20 protein-coding genes are annotated in these 21,009 nt (G+C 55.1%); 7 read left to right on the plus strand and 13 right to left on the minus strand.

Going from position 1 to position 21,009, the window contains the following annotated elements:
* The coding region (locus CRO19_RS20680) for an MFS transporter (protein WP_141400274.1) at positions 1 to 326 on the minus strand (326 nt) is incomplete at its 3' end.
* Between the two features lie 325 nt (positions 327 to 651).
* Here CRO19_RS20680 and CRO19_RS20685 point away from each other — a divergent pair.
* From CRO19_RS20685 to CRO19_RS20695, 3 genes are all read left to right on the plus strand, one after another.
* Positions 652 to 1,353, plus strand: a complete 702-nt coding sequence (locus CRO19_RS20685; RefSeq protein ID WP_097097721.1) for a winged helix-turn-helix domain-containing protein — start codon at positions 652 to 654, stop codon at positions 1,351 to 1,353.
* Entirely contained in the window at positions 1,350 to 2,618 is a 1,269-nt protein-coding gene (locus tag CRO19_RS20690) for a HAMP domain-containing sensor histidine kinase (protein WP_097097722.1), read from the plus strand. Before CRO19_RS20685 ends, CRO19_RS20690 begins: the two co-directional genes overlap by 4 nt.
* Before the next feature lie 88 nt (positions 2,619 to 2,706).
* Positions 2,707 to 3,486 (plus strand): MipA/OmpV family protein, encoded by a 780-nt coding sequence (locus CRO19_RS20695; protein WP_097097723.1) that lies wholly within the window; start codon positions 2,707 to 2,709, stop codon positions 3,484 to 3,486.
* Here CRO19_RS20695 and CRO19_RS26165 read toward each other — a convergent pair.
* From CRO19_RS26165 to CRO19_RS20720, 6 genes are all read right to left on the minus strand, one after another.
* Positions 3,452 to 3,601: a hypothetical protein gene (locus tag CRO19_RS26165; protein ID WP_176519227.1), complete on the minus strand. Its 150-nt coding sequence runs from the start codon at positions 3,599 to 3,601 to the stop codon at positions 3,452 to 3,454. The genes CRO19_RS20695 and CRO19_RS26165 overlap by 35 nt on opposite strands.
* A gap of 84 nt (positions 3,602 to 3,685) precedes the next feature.
* Entirely contained in the window at positions 3,686 to 4,576 is an 891-nt protein-coding gene (locus CRO19_RS20700) for an oxidoreductase (RefSeq protein ID WP_097097724.1), read from the minus strand.
* Positions 4,577 to 4,754: 178 nt separating this feature from the next.
* Positions 4,755 to 5,534 carry an SDR family oxidoreductase gene (locus CRO19_RS20705; protein WP_097097725.1) on the minus strand — a complete coding sequence of 260 codons (780 nt, stop codon included), beginning with the start codon at positions 5,532 to 5,534 and terminating at the stop codon, positions 4,755 to 4,757.
* Positions 5,535 to 5,544: 10 nt separating this feature from the next.
* Positions 5,545 to 6,624 carry a M24 family metallopeptidase gene (locus tag CRO19_RS20710; protein WP_097097726.1) on the minus strand — a complete coding sequence of 360 codons (1,080 nt, stop codon included), beginning with the start codon at positions 6,622 to 6,624 and terminating at the stop codon, positions 5,545 to 5,547.
* Positions 6,617 to 8,260, minus strand: coding sequence for a GMC family oxidoreductase (locus CRO19_RS20715; protein WP_097097727.1), 1,644 nt, complete (start codon positions 8,258 to 8,260; stop codon positions 6,617 to 6,619). Before CRO19_RS20715 ends, CRO19_RS20710 begins: the two co-directional genes overlap by 8 nt.
* A gap of 10 nt (positions 8,261 to 8,270) precedes the next feature.
* The gene (locus tag CRO19_RS20720; protein ID WP_097097728.1) at positions 8,271 to 9,590 is read right to left on the minus strand and encodes an MFS transporter; all 1,320 of its coding nucleotides are present in this window, start codon (positions 9,588 to 9,590) and stop codon (positions 8,271 to 8,273) included.
* A gap of 153 nt (positions 9,591 to 9,743) precedes the next feature.
* Between CRO19_RS20720 and CRO19_RS20725 the strand changes: the two genes are divergently transcribed.
* On the plus strand, positions 9,744 to 10,916 hold the full coding sequence (locus tag CRO19_RS20725; protein WP_097097729.1) for an ROK family protein: 1,173 nt from the start codon (positions 9,744 to 9,746) through the stop codon (positions 10,914 to 10,916).
* Between the two features lie 108 nt (positions 10,917 to 11,024).
* Here CRO19_RS20725 and CRO19_RS20730 read toward each other — a convergent pair whose 3' ends face one another.
* Positions 11,025 to 11,771, minus strand: coding sequence for an SDR family NAD(P)-dependent oxidoreductase (locus CRO19_RS20730; RefSeq protein ID WP_097097730.1), 747 nt, complete (start codon positions 11,769 to 11,771; stop codon positions 11,025 to 11,027).
* A 146-nt stretch (positions 11,772 to 11,917) separates the two neighbouring features.
* On the opposite strand from CRO19_RS20730, the gene CRO19_RS20735 reads away from it, so the two are divergent.
* Entirely contained in the window at positions 11,918 to 12,838 is a 921-nt protein-coding gene (locus CRO19_RS20735) for a LysR family transcriptional regulator (RefSeq protein ID WP_097097731.1), read from the plus strand.
* Between the two features lie 46 nt (positions 12,839 to 12,884).
* Here the strand turns inward: CRO19_RS20735 and CRO19_RS20740 are convergent, their stop codons facing one another.
* The 4 genes from CRO19_RS20740 to CRO19_RS20755 all read right to left on the minus strand — a co-directional run bounded on the left by CRO19_RS20740 (position 12,885) and on the right by CRO19_RS20755 (position 17,575).
* A complete protein-coding gene (locus tag CRO19_RS20740; protein WP_097097732.1) occupies positions 12,885 to 13,781 on the minus strand; it encodes an SDR family oxidoreductase in 897 nt (298 codons plus the stop codon).
* A 250-nt stretch (positions 13,782 to 14,031) separates the two neighbouring features.
* Positions 14,032 to 14,184, minus strand: coding sequence for a KGG domain-containing protein (locus CRO19_RS20745; RefSeq protein WP_008110189.1), 153 nt, complete (start codon positions 14,182 to 14,184; stop codon positions 14,032 to 14,034).
* Between the two features lie 117 nt (positions 14,185 to 14,301).
* Positions 14,302 to 15,387: an ABC transporter substrate-binding protein gene (locus tag CRO19_RS20750; RefSeq protein ID WP_176519244.1), complete on the minus strand. Its 1,086-nt coding sequence runs from the start codon at positions 15,385 to 15,387 to the stop codon at positions 14,302 to 14,304.
* Between the two features lie 58 nt (positions 15,388 to 15,445).
* Positions 15,446 to 17,575, minus strand: a complete 2,130-nt coding sequence (locus CRO19_RS20755) for a TonB-dependent siderophore receptor (protein WP_097097734.1) — start codon at positions 17,573 to 17,575, stop codon at positions 15,446 to 15,448.
* A gap of 369 nt (positions 17,576 to 17,944) precedes the next feature.
* Between CRO19_RS20755 and CRO19_RS20760 the strand changes: the two genes are divergently transcribed.
* Complete coding sequence (locus CRO19_RS20760; RefSeq protein ID WP_097098324.1) at positions 17,945 to 18,835, plus strand: MurR/RpiR family transcriptional regulator; 891 nt, start codon at positions 17,945 to 17,947, stop codon at positions 18,833 to 18,835.
* On the opposite strand, the gene CRO19_RS20765 is transcribed toward CRO19_RS20760, so the two are convergent.
* On the minus strand, positions 18,836 to 19,753 hold the full coding sequence (locus tag CRO19_RS20765) for a DMT family transporter (RefSeq protein ID WP_097097735.1): 918 nt from the start codon (positions 19,751 to 19,753) through the stop codon (positions 18,836 to 18,838).
* A gap of 217 nt (positions 19,754 to 19,970) precedes the next feature.
* Between CRO19_RS20765 and CRO19_RS20770 the strand changes: the two genes are divergently transcribed.
* The gene (locus tag CRO19_RS20770) at positions 19,971 to 20,885 is read left to right on the plus strand and encodes an alpha/beta fold hydrolase (RefSeq protein WP_097097736.1); all 915 of its coding nucleotides are present in this window, start codon (positions 19,971 to 19,973) and stop codon (positions 20,883 to 20,885) included.
* Positions 20,886 to 21,009 lie beyond the last annotated feature (124 nt).

Here is a 21,009-nt window from a genome sequence, read left to right on the forward strand (position 1 = left end):
ATGGTTAACGCCAATACTTTCTGGCGTCCAATGCGATCGCCGAGCGGGCCAAAGACCATGCCGCCAATGGGACGCACTAAAAATGCCGCGGCGAAAGTACCGAATGAGGCAATGAGCTGAGCGGTTGCGCTGGCATCGGCGAAGAAGACCTGGCCGATAATGACGGCGAGATAGCTGTAAACGCCGAAATCAAACCACTCCATGGCGTTACCGAGTGCAGCGGCACCCACGGCGCGCTTCAGCAATTTGTTGTCGATGACGGTGATATCATCAACCGTTAACCCGCTGGAGGTCGCCGGCTTATCTGAAATCGATCCTGTGCTCATAATATCCCCTGAGAAAAAGTGGCGCGATCTTATAGCTTTCGCAGCCGTTATTTCATTGAAGGAAAAGAAAGCTATAAGAGGCTAAAGAAGTGCAAACCCTAGTAAAGATTTTAACGAAGCGCAAGTTAGTGGCATTTTGCTTTGCGGAAAATGTATTTAATACTGTAATTCGCTGAATAAATTATAAAGTGCAACATATTCGCTTGTGCAGAAATTTCGCGCTTCCGCGCCCGATTACCTTCTCCACGCTATCCCGGAGAAACTTATTTACCTGCACCGCTGTCTGTAACACATCGATAAAGCGATTCCGCCGGGAAAATAAGACATGACCTCCGTTTTGTTAATTGAGGACGATCATCGGCTGGCAGGGATGATTATGCCTTACCTTGCGCAGCACGAATTTAATGTGATGCACAGCGCCAGCGCGCCAGACGCTCAGCTGCGCCTGCGGCAGTGTGAATTCGACGTTGTGCTGCTGGATCTGATGCTCGGTGATGCCGACGGTTTGGCGCTCTGCCGGCAGATTCGCAGCCAGTGTCATAATGAGCCCGCCATTATTATGGTGACAGGACGCGGCGATCCGGCGGATCGCATTATCGGATTGGAAGTGGGGGCAGATGATTATCTGCCAAAGCCTTATGAACCGCGCGAACTTCTGGCTCGGATGCGGGCGGTGCTACGACGAATCAAGCCTGGGCGCTTGCTTAACGCAGAGCACGTTATTCGCTCCGGAGCGCTAGAGATCGATACCGCCGCGCGCAGCGTGCTGCTGCATCAACAACCTTGTGCGCTCACCTCGTTGCAGTTCGATCTGCTGGTGGCGCTGGCGCGTCATGCCGGGCGGGTGCTTAATCGGGAACAAATCTGGCAATCGGTGCGCGGTGAAAGTTACGACAGCTTTGATCGCGCAATTGATGTGCATATCGGTCGCATTCGCCAGCTGATTGAAGATGATCCGCGCACGCCGAAACGTATCATCACCGTGCGCGGTGTCGGCTATGTTTTCTCGGCAATGCCGCACGCATGAAGCGCCTCACGGATTTTCCGCTGCATCTGCAAATCTTTTTCGCCTTCAGCTGCGCTCTGTTGATAGTGGTGATCTGTACTATCGTGTTGTGGCTTTGGAACGATGATGACAATCGCCATCTCAACGCCTTCGCCACCTTTTCCGAGCTGGTGGAACAGAATCTACCGCCGGCGGACGCGCCACAGCCGGTGCAAGCGGCAGCCATCGATCGCTGGATGGCGCGCGCCCACACGCGTTTTACCCTGTTTGCCGCCAATGGCGAACGGCTCAGTCGTCCACTCGATCCACCCATTGCATTTCCTTCGCGCACGGTTTACGGCCAATTAGATGATGATTGGTACGGCATGCGTTTTGTCTGGCCGCTAAAAGATAAGCGCGTGTTGGTTACGCAGTTCAGTAGCGACCGCCAGAAACGGCCGTGGCTGTTTATTTTGCTGCTGCTGGGATTAGCCAGCTGCGTAGCGCTGATCTCCTTCCCGGTGATACGGCGTTTAACGGCGCGACTGGAATCACTGCAGCAGAGCGTGGAATCACTCGGTCAGGGAAATCTGACGGCGCGAGTAGCGGTTTCGGGTCGCGACGAGGTGGGACGGCTGGCGGCCAGTTTTAACCGCTCGGCCATGCAAATAGAGCAATTGATCCAGGCGCAAAAATCGATATTGGCGAACGCCTCACACGAACTGCGATCGCCATTGATGCGTATTCAGATGGCGGCCGCGCTGCTGGCGCCAGAGGATTCACCCACGCGCCGCGAACTGCAACGCAGCGTGGGCGAACTGGACGCGCTGGTGGAGGAGATCTTGACCCTCAGCCGTTTAGAGATGGCAACCCGCGCGATTAACGCGGACTTTCATCCCGCCGATATCACGGCGATTGCCGCGGAAGAGTGTGCCGCCGCGCAAGTTGAACTTCAGGCGGAGCATGTGGTGGCCGAAGTCGATGCGCGTTTAATTCGCCGTCTTCTACGTAACCTCATCGAAAATGCGCAGCGCTATGCCGGCAGCGGAATTTGCGTGGTGCTTAAACATACAGAAGAGCGCTGTTTTTTACTTGAGGTGCTTGACCGCGGGCCCGGCATTCCGTGCGCTGAGCGCGAGAGTATTTTTCAGCCGTTTTATCGCCTTGCCCACAGCAGCAGCGGTTATGGCCTTGGCTTAGCGTTAGTGCGTTCGATCACCGAATATCACGCTGGCAGCATTAGCGTACACGATCGGGCAGGGGGCGGAGCCCATTTTTGCGTGTGTCTGCCGCTAGCTGTTACATAACTTTACCGAAGGTAAAAACGGGCGTTACAAGAGGCTGCTGCAATAGGTTTCCTCCTGATTAACTTCTGTAACGGTAAGGATAATGTTGATGCGTTTCACCCTGGCTCAACCTTTCACGCTATTTTGCCTGCTAACGGTTGCCACCTCTGCGGCCTGCGCTGAATCCAGCCAAAATGAATTTTCGGGCTTTATCGGCGGCGGCGTCGGTGTGAAACCGAACTATTCTGGCGCCAAAGAGCATAAAACCGACTTCGTGCCGGCGCTGAAGCTGAAATATGGCCCCTTCTTTGTCGGTGGCGTGGACGATCTGATTGCTCTCGGATGGAACGTTGCCAACACCGATCGATGGACGTTCTCGCTGGGGGTAGGGACGAATATTTCACCGCGTCAGGAGTCTGATGATGCGCACCTAAAAGGGCTGGAGGATATTGATATTACGCCACGCGCTTTCACCTCGGCGGTGTATGAGAATGAATATTTTAAAGGCGGCGTGATCTTAACCCAGGATGTAGGCGGCAATCAGCAGGGATTCAAACTCGCGTCCTATGCGCATTTGCAGTGGCGACCAACGGCGAGCCTGCGTTTTTACACCGGCCCGAGCCTGAGCTGGGCGGATAGCGATTACATGCAGACCCAATATGGCGTGACGGCGGTGCAAGCGGCACGCAGCGGACTGAATCGTTACCATGCCGGTTCAGGTCTGGAGAAGGTGGGCTGGGAAATGGGCATGGAGTATGCGTTAACGCCTGCCTGGCTGATCGGTGCCCGCGTTACGGCGCAGCATCTGGAAAGTCAGGCAGCCGACAGCCCGATCGTCGAGAAATCAGGCCAGGTCAGCGGTGCACTATTTGCGGCGTGGCGATTTTAATCGCCAACACCGTAAGGCCGCCATTCATGGCGTAATGCTCGTCAGTTAAGCGTGAATCGGTCACCATGAATGGCGACCCTACGCGGATATCGCCGGGTTTTCGTAGGGTGCGCATTCATGCGCACCTGCATAAACAGGCATTTTTTTGCTTAAGTGAGCGGCATTACGCCATTCATGGCGACCAGGTAACCCCAGATCTTCAGCCTGGGCCTTCGCTTCCTGCCGCCAGCAGGGGCACGATCACATCGCTTATCGGGGTGGCGATGCCATAGGTTCGGCCATAGCGCTGCACCACGCCGTTGCGGATATCCCACTCCAGCGGGCGATTGGCCTGGCGGTCGGCGAGAATGGACGTGCCCAGATCAGCAGGTGCTTGGTGGAAACGGTCAACAATTTCCTGCGGCACACTGTCGCTCAGCGCTGCCCCGGCAGCGCGCGCCACCGTTAAACACTCCTGTAAATAGGCCAATGCCAGCGCGGTAACATCCTCACGCTGGAACATCCCGGCGCGACGATTCGAAAGCACCATCAGGCCAGCAACGGCGTTTTGCAGCAGTTTGCGCCAGGCGATGGTGAGAAAATCGGCCGAGAGATCGACGCTACAGCGCGTGTCACGCAGCGCCGCAACGACCCGTTCAGCCTGTGGCGTTTCAGGCAGCGTCAGGCGCGGTTTTTCTCGTAGCCACACCGAAGCGTCCGGTTCTCGCTGGGCAGGGAACCACACCACCGAAGGCAGTACCGCTGCGCCGTTGACATAGGGTGCAAGTTGCGTTTTCTGCTCTACGCCGTTCTGCAGGGCGCACACCACGGTATTTTCATCACACAGCGCCGCCAGCCATGCGACGATGTCTGCCACCTGCGTGGTTTTTACGGCCACAAACACCAGATCAAACGGCTGCGCAATGTCAGCCGGATGGGTGAGCACCGGGCCAGGGACAATAATTTTGCCACTGTCGTGACGCAGTTCGAGCTGCGGATGCGCGGTGCGGCCACAGAGGGTCGGCGTGCGGCCAACTTCATGCAGAGCGGCGGCGATGGTGGTGCCAATTGCACCCGGTCCAATGAGGGCAATGCTGGGATTCTCAGACATCTTTTCCAGGCTCCTGATTATCAAATGACAGAGGGTCGCTTCAGCACCGAAGAATAGCGGGTTATGGCGCGCTAATGTTATTTTTTGCGCGGTTGCTGCCACCTGTTTTAACACATCAATGCGGAGGATTTAGTCAGGTGCGCAGTGATGCGCAACAGGCAGACAGCAAACGGAATGATTAATCGTGATAAACCTGGCTGCGGCCGCCATCCACCAGAATATCGGTTGCGTTGATAAAGCGCGCCTCATCTGAAGCGAGAAACAGCGCGGTGTAAGCGACTTCATCTGGTTCACCGATGCGCTTGCAGGGCAGTAATGCCGCCTGGCGTTCACGTTCTGCCTGAGGATCAGGGCAGCTTGCCAGCCAGGCTTCTGCGGCAGGCGTCATGATCAAACCCGGCGACACGCTGTTAACACGTATGCCCCGGCTGGCGTATTCCACCCCCAGCGACCGCGTCATGCCAATCAATCCGTGCTTTGCCACCGGATAGGGGAAAGCGCCTGGAATGATTTTATGTCCGTGTACCGAGGCGACGTTGACAATGTTGCCATAATGCCGCGCCAGCATCCCCGGCAACACGCTGCGGATCAGGTTGTAAGGCCCTTTCAGATTGACCTCCATGCAGCGCTGCCAGTCGTCGTCTTCCAGCCCCAGCGGATCGCGAAATACATTCACGCCTGCGCAGTTGATCAGAATATCGATAGGCCCGAGCGCGTCCTGTGCCTGCACCACCGCACGTTGTACCTGCTGCGGTTGCGTCACGTCCGCCACGCAGGCCATGCACTGTTGTCCAAATGCTTCCTGCAGCTGGGCGGCCAGCGCTGCGGTGGTCTCAGTGTTGAGATCAAACAGAGCTATGCGGGCACCTTCACGCGCAAACAGCCTGGCAATCGCGCTGCCAATCCCGCTGCCCGCGCCGGTGATAATCGCGGTTTTGTTGGTTAAACGTTGTGACATGGGCGCTTCCTTATGAAGATGCCGGTAACACTAGCCAGTCGGCGAAGTGCAGTAGGCTGGCGCCACGTCGCACGCTAATCAGCGGCCAGTTTGCGGTACGCGTCAGTGCCTCGCAGCCCTCGGAGGTCAATAAAAAGGTGTCTTCACTTTTTACGCCGCTGAGCGTGGGATTCCACGCGAGCGCTGTATTGAGCCGTACTTCGCCTTGCGACTCGGACGTTACGATCTCGTCGCGACAGCCATAACCGGCCGGGCCGCCCTGATGATGATCGCGCCAGGCATCGCCCTGACCCTGCTGCTGATAAGCATTTTGAATGGCGTTGAACACCGCAGACCAACTGCGGCCAGGCTGGGTTGCACAGAGAATATCGGCATGGATCTGGCTCAAGGTTTGAAGGCGCTGGCGCAGCGCGGGCGCTGGTTCACCGATATGCACCAGGCGCGTCAGGCTAACGTGCAGGCCATGGCGCTCAGCGCCCAGCGTAATCAGCAGCTGATGCCGCACTATTTTCGCAGTGGGCACCGGATGTTTAAATGCGGCGATACGCTCATCGGCCGCCACTAAGGTGCACATCGGGCGAATGCCGCGCGCCAGGCAAGCCGCAACGATCTGCGCTTCCACCTGCCATTCCGTTACGCCGGCACGCAGTTGGCGCGCCACATCCTCGACAATCTGCGCGGCTTCGCGTCCGAGCGTGCGAAATCTTTGCTGTTCGCTGCTGTTCAGCCCCTGACGCAGCACGATCATCTGCTGCTGAATATCGATTGTCTCGGCAAGCGGCGTATCGCTGCCAAGTTTACCGGGCGGCAGCACGCTATTTAGCGACTGAAACCAGGGATAGCTTTGCGTTTCGCAGGCAAACGGCAGCGGCTCTTCGGCGAGAATGCGCGGCATCTCATTTTCGGGTGCGAGCAGCAGCACCTTATGCGGGGTTACCAGCAGGCTGGCGACGCCGGTTTCGGCGCGTTCAACAACGTAATAGCTGGCACCTTCCGTCAGCCAGGCGATGTTATCGCGCCGGGTGAGCAGCACCGCATCCAGCTGCCAATCGGCCAGCGCCCGCTGCAGCCGCGTCAACTTTTCACTCATCGGCTGTTTCCTTCTGTACGAAATCCTGTGTTTGCATCAGCAATTCTGCGGCGCGGTGCGCGACAGCCATCACGATGGCATTGGTATTGCCGCTAACGATGTTAGGCATCATTGAGGCATCCACCACGCGCAGGCGATTGACCCCGCGCACCCGCAGATCGTCGCTTAGCACCGCTAGCGGATCGTTCGCGTGCCCCATGCGGCAGGTGCCCACCGGGTGATAGCCGGTTTTCACCATGCGTTTACAGTGCTCGACGATAGTTACATCGGAGGTGATTTCTGCACCGGGGAAAATTTCCTGCTGCACCATCTCGCTGATGGGCGTTGCGGCAATCACCTGCCGCGCGAAGCGGAAGCCGGCAATGGTGCGAGCCAAATCATCCGGGTGACCAAATATTTGCGTATCAATGATCGGCAAGCTGCTGGCGCTACCGTCGCGCAGCGTGACTTCGCCGGTGGCTTTGGGGCGCAGCAGCAGCGAATTAACGGTGACGCCGTGGCCAGGGTCGGCGCCCATCACATCGCGATCGAGATATACCGTGGGCACGCAGAACATCTGGATGGTGGGCGTGGCGCTAAAATCGAGCGGATCAAAGAAGGCACAGGTTTCGACGCCGGTGGTGGTGACCGGGCCGGTTTTAAACAGCATGTACTGCAAACCCGCTTTGATCATTGGCCAGCCGCGATCCTGACCGTAATAGCCAAACGCACCTTTGGTGCTGGCGACCACCGGCACTTCATAGTGATCCTGCAAGTTCTTACCAACGCCTGGCAGATGATGACGTAGCGTGATGCCGTGCTTTTTCAGCTGATCCTGTGGGCCAATCCCGGAGAGCATCAGGAGTTTCGGCGTTTGGTAGGCGCCAGCGGCGAGTATGACCTCTTTGCAGGCGCTGGCACGCTGCGGATGCCCCTCCAGCGTGTAGCGGACGCCAGTGGCATTCGCGCCCTCAAACAGGATCTCCTCCACCTGCGCGCCGGTGGCAATCGTTAAGCGTGTGTCCTGGCGCAGCGGGTTGATAAACGCATCTACCACGCTGCAACGCTGACGCGTTTGTCCATTGATGGTGTGCTGCATGAACCCGACGCCAAACGGATTGCCGGTGTTGAAATCCGGCGTGTAAGGGATGCCCAGGCCCTGCATGGTTTTGACGTACGCGCGACTGAGCGGGCTGAAGTGACCCAGATGTGACACTTTCATTGGGCCGCCAACGCCATGATCGGGAGCGCCAAGATGATCGTTATCTTCGATAGCGGTGAAGTGGGGCAGCAGCGCCTCCCACGACCAGTCAATCCCCTGATTGCCCAGCGCGTGATTCCAGTCGGCATAATCCTGACGATGGCCGCGCATATACACCATGGCATTCACCGTCGATCCTCCGCCCAGCACCTTCGCCTGCGGCACAATCACACCGCGTCCGTTCAGCTGGGCTTGCGGCTCGGTTTGATGCATCGTCAGGAACTTGTCGCTGGCGAGGAACTTCATGTAACCCGCCGGCATTTTTAATACCGGATGATATTCATCGCGCCCGGCTTCCAGCAGCAGCACGCGCGCGTTGCCCTCCCTGACCAATCTGGCGGCGACGATACAGCCAGCGCTGCCGCCGCCCACCACAATGTAATCAAACTCTTTCATGTTTTTCTCTTTACTCTGAAGCGACAGAATCAAAACGACGCAGGCGCTGCGCCTCGGGATTGTGCTGCTCGCCGGGATCGAGCGGGCTAAGCAGGAAGCACCACGAAAGCATCGCGCTCACCAGGTACAGCGCGGCATATCCCCAAACCACGCCCGAGGTGCCGAAGAGTGCGTTGAAGGCGCCATAGAGTGCCGGGCCAAAGAAGGTCGAAAGCCCGGCGGCGAAGCAGTAGATCGCCATCGCATTGCCTTTATCTTTTGGCTGACACAGTGAAGAAAACAGTGCTGCGGCAGGGACATAGCCACACAAGGTGATGCCATATAAACAGGCGCAAATCACGCTGAGCACAAAGCTGCCATGGCTCCATTGCGGCACGAAGTACATGAGTAGCATTGAAATACCGGAGCCGAGTCCGCCAAATACCGTCAATACCTTGCGCCAGCCGATGCGATCGCTGATTTTGCCGACGATCGGGTTAAAACTCATGCCAACCAGGCCCATGATCGTGATCAGGCTGAGGTATTCGGTTTGTGTAAAACCGATCTGCTCGGTGAAAAAGCCCGGCAGGAAAATAAAGAAACCAAAGTAGGGCGTGGTGTTAATGATGCGGACCACGGCGGCGGCGGCAATGCGTGGTTCACGCCACAGAATATCAATGCCGCCCATTAGCGTTCGGGCGGTGCCCTGCTGACGATGCTTTTCATCCAGCAGCGATTGATATCCGCTGCGCTCTTTCAGCGCGACGAGCATTACCAACATACCCAGCGCCACCAGCCCCAGCGACAGCCAGAAGGTGGCATATTCGCCAACCCATCTGATCGAGAAGATTGCCACCAGCGAACCCAGCGTCGGCAAGCCGCCGGTAAACGCCAGCCAGAACCAACCGGTTGCTGAGCCGCGCATCTCCGCGGGGGCGGCGGCCTGAATCCACACCAGAAAAGCATAGGCAAACATCGGATAAGCCACGCCGCGCAGGCCGTAAGTTAGCGCCAGCAGCAGTACGCTGTGTGAAGGGAGCGCAATGGCCAGAAACAGGACTTCGAATACAATCCAAATCAAACCGCCCGCCAGCATCACTTTGCGCGGACCAATTAACGTGGAGAGTGAACCGGCCAGCCATGAACCCAGGGTAACGGTCACGCCGTAGAACGCGATCACCGCCGCCGCGATGTTGAGCGAAAAGCCATTTTCATGCAGGTAAGGAGCCAGATAGTTCGATTCGACGCCGTCGCCAATCATAAACAGCAGCACAGCGACGTAGCCCCATGCCAGCGCGGGTGGAATGCCGAGGCGGAGCAGCCACGGATGGTTTGCAGGTGATGTTGTCATTTTAATTTTTCCCTTGAGAGGTCATGATGATTTTTTGTTATTGGGATGAGCACGAACTCTAGAGCAATGGGTGCAAGCAGGATGGTGAGACCATCACAAAAGATAGTAAACGCTGTTTAGTAAACGCGTCTGCTGTGGATGCAGGGAGAGAAAATGAAGCCGGTTGGACTGAACAATTTTCACGTACGCAAACACAATAAGGCCGTGTTTATTGACCTGATGTGGCGCCATAAACAGCTCAGCAAATCGCAGCTGGCCCAGCTCAGTGGATTGACGATCCCCGCTGCCAGTAAAATTTTGCAGGCGCTGCTGGATGAGGGAAAACTTCAGCATTCCCATGCTGTGATGAGCACCCGTGGCAACAGCAACGGCAGTTTTCAACTGCCTTCCGAAGGGCCGTGGACGCTGTGTTTGTGCGTGAAGCCAACCAGTATTGAACGGCAGCTGGCTGATGCGCAGCTCGTGCCGCAAGGCGACTATCAGCAAACCACGATCAACGCTGAGACGCCGGAAGCACTACTCAATGAGATTGAAGCGGTATGGCGGCAAACCTGTAAACAGTGGCCGAAGCGGCGCATTAATCTGGCGTTGGCGGTACATGGCCAGGTCGATCCGGTGACTGGCGTATCACAGCATATGCCGCAGGCCGCGTGGAAGACGCCGCTGCAGATGAAATTTCTGCTGGAGGAGAAGCTTGGCGTTGAAGTCCGCGTCGATAACGACTGCGTGATGCTGGCGCTGGCTGAAAAGTGGCTCAATCGCAACGCGTTGAGTGAGTTCTGCGTCATCAACGTCGATTACGGTATTGGATCGTCCTTCGTGATTAACGGTGAAATCTTTCGCGGCAATCTTTATGGCAGTGGCCAGATCGGCCACACCATTATTGTGCCCAACGGCTTACGCTGCAGCTGCGGACGCCAGGGTTGTCTGGAAACGGTAGCGTCCCTTAGCGCGTTAAAACAGGCTGCTCATCAGCGAGCACCGCAGGCAGCGCAGCCCTCGAGCAAGCAGTTGCTGGCCGCGTGGCAAGCGGGCGAGCCGTGGATCGTGGCGTGGGCGCAGCGTGCAGCAGAGGCGATCGGCATGAGCTTGTATAATTTTCTCAATACGCTGAATATTAACCAGATTTGGTTATATGGACGCAGCTGTACTTTCGGTGAAAATTGGCTGCACAGCATCGTGCAGCAGATTGATTTCAATCCTTTCGATCCGCGCGATGCGCTGAAAAGCAAAGGCACAAATGTGCATTTTGGCCAGTTAGATCGCGCGCGTCAGGTGCTGGGTATCGGTTATTTGTATGTGGAAGCCGATCCCAGCGCGGCCTGAAGGCTGCAAAGCAAGGCCAGTTTATGCAGGTGCGCATGAATGCGCACCCTACGAAAAACCGGCGATATCAACGATCGGCATTAGCCCAGCCATACCTACCTTGCGCTATCACACCTGCGCCATACCGCCATCGACAAACAGTTCGGCGGCATTGATAAAGCTGGATGCATCAGACGCCAAAAACGCCACCACTTTGCCGATCTCTTCCGCTTCCCCCAGGCGACCCAACGGCACCTGTGCCGCTAGCGCATCAAACAATCCCTGACGCTGATCTTCGCTCACCAAGCCACCTAAGCCTGGCGTGCGCACCGGTCCTGGGCTGACAACGTTAACGCGAATGCCGCGATCTTTCACGTCCAGCGCCCACGAGCGGGCAAAGTTGCGTACTGCCGCTTTACTGGCGCTGTAGACGCTGAAACCGGCAGTGCCCTGAACCGAAGTGGTGGAGGAGGTGAGGATCACCGAGGCGTGGTCGCTGAGCAGCGGCAGCGCCTTTTGCACCGTGAACAGTACGCCGCGAACGTTGGTGCCAAAAATGCGGTCAAAATGCTCTTCGGTGATGGCACCGAGCGGCAACATATCGCCGCCGCCCGCGTTGGCAAAAAGTATATCCAGCCGCCCCGCCTGTTGGGCGATTTCTGCATACACATTATCGAGGTCGCTCAGCAGTGAAGCATCAGCGCGAATGCCGGTGGCGCTGGCACCGATGCGGGCCACCGCCGCATCAAGCTCCGCCTGACGACGTCCGGTGATAAATACGCGGGCGCCTTGTGCCGCTAACTCTTGCGCTGATGCTAAACCGATACCCGTGGTGCCGCCGGTTACCAGTGCGATTTTACCGTTAAGCGTATTCATGTGTACTTCTCCAAATGTAATGGGGTTGAGATGACTGCGTTGCAGTGCATGAGAAGCACTCTATTCCTGCTGAGTTTGGTGATAAATGGTGTAAAATCGAAAGGACTATTTCTGTAGGTGGATAATGCGGGCTTGAGGAAAACGGCGTGGATCAGTTAATGGCAATACGCGCGTTTGCACGCGTAGTAGAAGCAGGCAATTTTACCCGTGCGGCAGATTCACTGGATATGCCCAACGCCACGCTCAGCAAGCTGGTGCAGGAGTTGGAAGCGCATCTTGGCATTCTCCTGCTGCAGCGCACCACGCGACGCGTTACGGTGACGCCCGAAGGGCGCGACTATTACGAAAAGGCGCTGCGCATCGTGCGTGATTTGGAAGATATCGACCACTCTTTCAACGCGGAAAGCGTTAAACCCAGCGGCTATTTGCGTATCGACATTGGCGGATCCACCGCGCGCGATGTATTAATTCCTTTGTTGCCGGATTTTATCGCACGCTATCCGGAAATCCGCCTTGATCTTGGCGTCTCAGACCGTGCAGTAGATTTAATCAGTGGCAATGTCGATTGCGTCATTCGTGGCGGTCCGCTGAGTGATTCTTCGCTGGTGGCGCGACATTTGGGCGATGCTGAGCTCATCACCTGCGCCGCGCCCGCGTATCTGAAAACGTATGGCGTGCCGGCTTATCCGCAGGAGCTACGCAACGGTCATCGGCTGGTCAGCTATTTATCGCCACAAAGTGGCCGGGCGTTTCCGTTTCGCTTTGCGCGTGATGAGGACGTGTTGGAAATCAAGGCTGCACATCGCATTGGTGTGAATGAAAGCAATGCACATCTGGCAACGGCGGTGGCGGGATTGGGGATTATTCAGACCTTCCGCTATGCGGCAGCAGCCGATCTGGAAGCGGGACGCTTAGTCGAGATACTTGCCGCATGGCAACCGGCAAGATACCCATTTCACGTGGTTTATCCGCAAAATCGGCATCTTACGCAGCGCCTACGGGTGTTTATCGAATGGTTACGCGACGTGTTTCCCGCACGGCTATTAGCAACAAAACGGTCGCCATAAAGGCGACCGTCATTGATGTCGTAGGGCGAATCAAACGCTGCAGACGTTATAGCGTACCGGTACCACCATCCGAGCACCACACTTGTCCGGAGGTGAAGCTGTTATTCACCTGCGCAAAGGTCACATACAGCGGGGCGATCTCAGCCGGTTGTCCAGGGCGACCCAGCGGGGCCGATTCACCAAACTTCTCAACTTTCTCTTGCGGCTGGCCGCCGCAAACCTGCAGCGCAGTCCAGTATGGACCCGGGGCGACCGCGTTGACGCGGATTTTATCTTTGCCCAGCTGTTGCGCCAGCGCTTTAGTAAAGGCAACGATTGAGGCTTTGGTCTGGGCATAATCCAGCAAAATCGCGCTCGGTTGGTAAGCCTGAACCGAGGAGGTATTGATGATGGAAGATCCTGCAGGCAAATATTCCAGCGCCGCTTTGGTGATCCAGAACATCGCGTAGACGTTAGTTTTGAACGTCGCATCAAAATCTTCGGTGGAAAGGGTACGGATTGACTCATTAAACTGTTGGCGACCCGCGTTGTTAACCAGAATATCCAGCCCGCCAAGCTGTTCAGCAGCCTGTTTTACCAGCTCCTGACAAAATTTTTCAGAACGAATGTCACCCGGAATCGCCACCGCTTTACGGCCTTCTGCTTCAATCAGTTGCACAACTTCAGCGGCATCGGATTCCTCTTCGGGCAGATAGTTGATCGCCACATCAGCCCCTTCTCGGGCATAAGCGATAGCGACGGCACGGCCAATACCGGAATCACCGCCGGTGATCAGCGCCTTACGTCCGGTAAGTTTACCGCTGCCGCGATAACTGGTTTCACCATGATCTGGACGGGGATCCATTTTGCTTGCTAAACCAGGCATCGGTTGCTGCTGTTTTTTAAATGGCGGAACCGGATACTCTTCAGTAATTAAGGTCTTATTAGTGGTTTGCACAGTCATATATATCTCCATGTCGCATGATGTGAATAAATTAAGCCTGGCATAAATGTGATATTTGTCACGTTAAAAAATGAACAATCAAATTTATTAAGACGAATCGGCATTAGGGCGCGCTGCAAATTGTTAGCAGTTAAGTCAGGTTATTAACAATATTTGTCGGGGGAAGTTTAATGCTTGAGGGGGGACGACAACGGGCGTCCATGCCCGGGCGAGGTTCCAGCAAGCTGCATACTACTTGCAGCTGTAATAGCTACTTCTTACCGCCTTTCTTACCAGCTTCGGAGGCTTTTGCAGGGTCGTCTTTGAAACTACCGCCGCTTTTCTCTCCGCCTTTTTTACCGGCATCAGACGCTTTCTTTTTATCGTCAGCGAAATTACCGGAACCGCCTCTATGCTCAGCCATAAAACATCCTCTCATGAGTTGTTGTTGCATGGCGGAAATAACTTCTTCGACGCCATGCCCGTGCTGCAAATTTAAGATTAGCGATGTTCCGATTAATCACAAGCGCAGCGACAGCGATTATTTAGTCTCCGTGGGACTGATGACCTTAAAATAGGTGCCGCTATAAGGGATGGGCAGAAAATCATGAAATATCTGCTGCAGCGTTTTCTCCGGATCAACGTCAGTAAATAACTGGGGATAGAGGGTTTTTGCCATAAACTCCGTGGCGGCAATGTGCCAGGGACTTAGATAGAAGTTCATCCAGATCGCTGCGGCGTGTCCATTGCGCAGCGCATGCAACTCGCGTAAACCGTTTTGCTGCGCGGTGAGCTGTTTAAAACTGGTGAGCACCGCGGCTGGCGCTACTTCAGGGCCGAGCTTGAGCAAACCCTGCGATGCGTTATCGCCGAAGCCCGTGGCGAAGTAGAAATCAGGCTGAGCGGCAATCACGCTTTCTTCACTAAGACGTCCGAAAACCCCATGCTGGGTTTTGCTGGCAATGTTAGCGCCGCCCGCCGCATTCAGTAATTCGCCCAGGCTGCCGTTAATGGCGGTTACGCAGCATTCGTTGCGTCGGCCGAGATGCAGTTGCAATAGTACCGAGGGTTTTGCGCCCTGATAGCGGGCTAAGCGCTGGCGGATAACCTGCATATGTGCGTCGTAGAAGCGGTTAAATGCCTGCGCTCGCGCTTGTTGATTCAGTACTTCACCGAAGATCTCCACGCTGCGGCGCGTATTTTTCAGCAGATGCACGCGCAGATCGATTTTCACCACCGGAATATGCGCTGCTTTTAGCATGCTCACCAAACGCAGATCGGCATCATCGTAGCGCGCCAGGCTTGGCAATATCACCACGTCGGGCTGCAGCGCCAGAATTTGCTCGGGATTCATTGCATTCGGGCCGCCAGAACCCAGCGACGGGATCTTCAACATCTGTGGAAACTGGCGCGCAAAACTGTTCCAGGTCTGGCTGTCGTATTTCTTCAGATCCTGCGGCCACGCCACGATATGCTGAAAAGGATCGCCCGGCTCCAGCAGCGCCAGCGTATACAGCATGCGGCTTTCGCCTAACACAATGCGTTGTGGATGATCGGGAATTTCAACGCGATTACCGTCAATGTCGGTGATGCTTTTCGCCCATGCAGCGCTGCTAAGCGCTAGCATCAACAGGATCGCGCCGAGGAGGGAAGGCGCACGCAATGCGCCTGATAGACGTACGGAATCAGAATTCAACGCTGGCCTCGAGCATCAGGTTGCGGGTTTCGCCTTCACGCACGCGTAAGTTACCGCCGCTGGAGGTGTAATAGTGCTTGTTAAACAGATTATTCAGATTCAGTTTCAACTGCGTTTTTTCGCCAAATAGTGAGTTATTCCAGGCGATAAAGCTATCCGCGACGACGTAATCCGGCATGGTGAAACTATTTTCCGGATCGCCTGCGCGGCTGCCAACGTAACGCGCGCCGCCGCCAACGCGGAAGTCGCCCGGAATGCCGGAGATGGCCAAGTTATGGCTCAGATAGAGCGCGCCAGAATGGCGGGGTGCATTCTGCAGCCGATTGCCGTTGTTGGCTGCGTTTACGCCGTCATCAACGATTTCTGCTTTGTCGTAACTGTAATTGGCGCTGAGATCCCAGCCCGGTAATACTTCGCCATTTAACTCAAATTCCGCCCCGCTGGAGCGGGCTTTATTAATGGCGCGTGTGGTGCCATTTATGGAGAGCGACATGTCTCGCTCGTTGATGCGATACAGCGCCACGCTGGCAAAAAGCTTCGGTGAAATCTGCCATTTGCTGCCCACTTCCCAGGTTGTGCCCTGTTCCGGTTTGCCCACATTGCCATCATCATCCACATCGGTGGAGGGCGTAAAGGATTTGCTGACGCTGGAGTATAGCGAAACGTCTGGGGTTATTTTGTATATCAAACCGACCTGCGGCAGGAATTTATTGCCTTCGCTATCCAGGGTTTGCACCACCGGATCGAAGCCTTTCGAGGCGCGTTGTTCATAATGCTGGTAGCGTCCGCCAAGCACCGCAATCCAGTTCTCCGTCAGGCTGATACTGTCTTTGGCATACAGCGAGCGGCTATGCGTGCGGTTCAGGTTATTGGCGTTGGCGCTGTTTTCCGTCGTGCTATTGGTGATGGGTGATAAAATATCGTACTGCGGGTCGTTCAGGTTAAATGCGCTGTTGGCTTTGCCCTGGAACTGATGTGCGCGGTAGGTTTGGATCATCTCGTAATCGGTGCCCAGCACGATATCGTGCGTCATGCCGAACGCTTGTTGTGACCCGATCAGATCCCACGATACGTATTTGGTTTTATGGTTAAAGCCGCGGTTAGCATCGGCGCGACGCGTCACCACGCCGGTGGTGGGATTGATTGCGGTAACGCGCACTTCGTTGTTGTCGTACTGGCGCTGGTTCCAACCGAGCGTAACGCGGGTACTCCACTCATCATTAAATTGCCAGTCGTAATGGGCGTTGAGCGTTTTGTTGTGGCCCCACGCGTGGTTGGCTTTATCATCAAGACGATCCTTGTAACCGATATCAACAGGTTTGCCGTTAATAAACGCCGTGCCACGGTCGTATGGGATGTCATATTGATAATCCTCATAGCTGATGAGGAAACTGGCTTGTTCGCCAAACCATTGAAGTGAGGGCGCAATGAGCGTGTGCTTGTCACTGCCAAAATTACGCCAGTAATCCTGATTTTGTTTTTCCGCAATCAGACGGAAGGCGAAGCCGTTGCCAAGCGGTCCGGTGACATCAACGGTGCCTGCGCCGCCGCCTTCACTGGAGGTCTTACCGCTCACTTTGGTGTGCCACTCATATTGCGGCTTTTTGCTGATAACATTGATGACGCCGCCCGGATTCTGAATGCCATACAGCAGCGAGGCTGAGCCTTTCAATACTTCTACGCGCTCGGTCGTGGCATCAAAATTCAGGCCCTGGCTGCTGCGAACGCCGTCGCGGTAGATCGAGCCATCTGAATTACTGCCAAAACCACGCCGAACAAAACCATCTTCGGTACCCGCCAGCGTGTTGCCTTCGGTCACGCCGCTGACGAAGCGCATCGCATCGGCAAGGCTGGATGCTTGATAATCTTCAAGCTGTTGCTGCGTCACCACGCTCACCGACTGCGCCTGGTTTATGCGAGGCGTTGGCGTTTTACTCCCTACCGAGCTGCTAGTGGCGTTATAGCCTTGCGCCGCGGTTTCATCGGCCGATACCGTCAGCGTAGTGTTTTCCTCGGCCGCAAAACTGCTGGCCGAACCCCAAAGGGTGGCACCATAAATCGCCGCAAGGATCGCGGGATGGCGTTTTGATTTAAAAGCGCATGGCAGATTATTATTCATGTAATTAAACCTGGTGTTATTACGGGATTAATATTCATCCGTGAATCGAAGTGAGTGGTTAATTTTGCGTAATGTCGTGCGGCGTTAAATAGCCAATGTAATGCAATTGAGAATCATTCAAACATGAAAAAATGTAGTAGTAAACGGAAATAAAAGTGCGGATACTACAGCAGGTCGAGGCCGGGTTTCCTGACTGTTAATAGCACCATTTTCATAATAAAGGTGTTATTTTACAGAGTGTTGTTTTTTTAAAATCAGGCGTTGTTGCTGAGGTTGTGGCAGACCGATAAGGTCAAAATGGCCAGTTTAAAACCACTCATTTACTACAGGCGTGCAACAAATGAATCGCAGGATGGTGAGTTTAAACAGATGAGTACGAATAAAATTAAAAACCGTGTGGATGTATTAGGGGAACGTTATCGCCTGCGGTCGCCAACCTTATCATTAAGTCTGCAAACCGTGGCGCAATATATCCACGATAATCGTGAGGCAATAGTAGATGCTACAGCGATGGAAATTGCCGATGCGACGCAGACTTCTGATGCAACAGTGGTGCGTGCCGTTCAGGCGCTGGGCTTTGCCGGATTGCGCGATCTCAAAACCACCCTCAAAGCCTGGTTTGGTCCAGCAATGAACTCCGAAGAGAAGATGAGCGCGACCGTGAGCGAATTGTCGTGTGATATCAATTCAGGCATCGATTTTGTGTTGGGTGGCCATAAGCGTGCGTGTGATGCACTTTCCGAACCGCACAATCGCCAGGCGGTGGCACAAGCGGTGACGCTGCTGATTGAAGCACGTCAGGTGGCGCTCTTTGGTATTAATGCATCGGGGATTCTGGCGGATTACAGCGCACGCTTATTCACCCGCATTGGCATTCCTGCCGTCACCCTCAACCGATCCGGAATTGCATTAGCAGAACAGTTAATTACGCTGCAACGCGGCGATGTGCTGATCATGATGGCGCAGAAATCGGCGCACCGGGAAGGCATCACCGCGCTTAAAGAGGCAAAGCGGCTCGGCATGCCGGTCATTTTGCTCACCAACGCTATTGATTCGGCGTTTGCCAAAGAGGCGGATGTGATGATTAACGTGCCGCGCGGCGGTGAGAATGGCCGCATGCCGCTGCACGGCACGGTGTTGGTATGTCTGGAAATGCTGATTCTTTCGGTGGCTTCAGCGACCTCAGCGCGCACGGTCAAAACCATGAAACGCATTCAGGATCTCAATCGATCGCTGAAGCCCGGTGGAAAAAAGGTGTGATTACTTATTTACCACGCTGTTAACCGCAGGGCGCTTGCTGAATCCGTTGCTCGTCACCAACCACACCGCGCAGATAATCAGCAACGAGCCGCCGATAAAGCCCTGATTAATCTGCTCGCCCAGCACCAGCCAACCCCACAATATGCCAAAAGGCGGAATCATGAAGGTGACCGTCAGCGTGCGCAGAGGGCCGATATCGGCTAACAGACGGAAATAGATAATGTAAGCAAGGGCGGTGCAGAGGAAACCGATAGCCAGCACGCAGGCCCATACCTCTGGGAGCTGCCAGCTCGCGGCAGGTGTCTGCGGGGCGCTAAAGGCAAAGAAAGGCAGCAAGAAAAGCGATGCGCCCAGCTGGCTGCCAAATGCCACTTTGGTGGCATCAAGCCCGCCGCGAGCGCCAATCCAGCGTTTGGTCAGAAAACCAGCAAACCCATAGCACGCGGTTGCCACCAGACAGGCCACTATCCCCAGCACGAGTGCACTCGTGAGATGAGATTCCCCGGTAGTACTGATAAGGATAATGCCGGCAAACCCAGCAATCATGCCGAGAATTTTGCTCAGGGTGAATTTTTCGTCAAAGAAGGCGGCGCCGATCACCACGCCCATTAACGGCGTGGTGGCGTTGAGTATTGCTGAGTAACCGGCAGGTAAGACGCGCGCCGCCATGCAATACATCAGAAAAGGAATGGCAGAGTTGATAACGCCCAGCAGCATCGCCCATCCCAATTTTCCTTCAAAGCGTTTTGGAATACGCATGATGGCCATGATGATTAACAACCCCAACATGCCGCAAAATACCCGCAAAAAGGCCGTGTTTACCGCGCCGAGTGCCGGTACGGCAATGCGCATAAAAAGGAAACTGGCACCCCAAATTGCCGCCAGCAGCAGCAGTCGCAACAAATCCGATGTTCGCATAGGTTTCACAATTGTTATGAAATAGTCGCGCACAGAGTAGCAAATAACCTGTGATGAAGCGGTACCCATTATGTTGACCCGCTGACAATTAGGTAAAAAAAGCGCGGATCATTTTGGGATTACCCATCGCGGCGTTCGTCAGGTAGTATTTAGAAATCGATCATTTCCTAATTTCGTTTAAATTGGAAATGAATGCTTCCTAAACTTGGAGAAGAAAATGTCAGCATCCATCATGAAACCAGCGCCAGGTTGGGCGCAGCCCTTTGCGCAACTCGACGGATTTTCCCATCATTACGCCACCGTTGACGGCGTGCGGCTGCACTATGTGAGTGGCGGTAATGTCGAGGGTGATACGTTATTGCTGTTGGCAGGTTTCCCACAAAGCTGGTTCGCCTGGCGTCACGTGATGGCGCTACTGGGCGATCGCTACTTTATTGTCGCTCCCGATCTCCCCGGGCAGGGTGATTCCGATAAGCCAATCAACGGCTACGATACCACTTCGCTGGCGGAGAAAGTCCAGGGCTTAATGCAGCAGCTGAATCATGAGCGTTATTATCTTGCCGCGCATGATGTGGGTGCCTGGGTTGCCTGGCCCTACGCCTCGCTATTTGGCGCGCAGGTGATCAAAATGGCGCTGCTGGATGCCGGCATTCCAGGTGTGACCTTGCCAGAGGCGCTACCTGCCACACCGGACAAAGCATGGAAAACCTGGCACTTCGCTTTTCATCTGCTGCCCGATCTCCCTGAAGCCCTTATCGAAGGACGAGAAGAGATTTATCTTGAATGGTTCCTCAAGCGCAAAGCGGCCAGTCCAATGGTGTTTGGTGAGGAAGATATGGCGGAATATACGCGGCTGTTACAACAAACTGGGGCAATTCGGGCAGGTATGGCGGCGTATCGTGAAGTGACAGTATCGGCGACGCAAAATCGCCATCTGCTGCGGGATAAGGGCAAATTAGCACTGCCGTTGCTGGCGGTCAGTGCCGATCAGGGATCGATTCCCGATATGGCGTTGCCGTTAGGTGAATTCGCGGCAAACGTTTCGGGAATCAAGATTGAGCACTGCGGTCACTTCATCCCGGATGAGCAACCGCAGGCGCTGGCGGAGGCGTTGCGGGATTTCTTTAGCTGATGTGAATCGTCCTGGTGCGCATCAATGCGCACCCTACGAAAACCTGGCTATATTCACGTAGGGCCACCATTCATGGTGACCGATTCACGCTTAACTGACCAGCATTACGCCATTGATGGCGACC

The organism is Candidatus Pantoea floridensis (genome assembly GCF_900215435.1).
GTDB lineage: Bacteria > Pseudomonadota > Gammaproteobacteria > Enterobacterales > Enterobacteriaceae > Pantoea > Pantoea floridensis.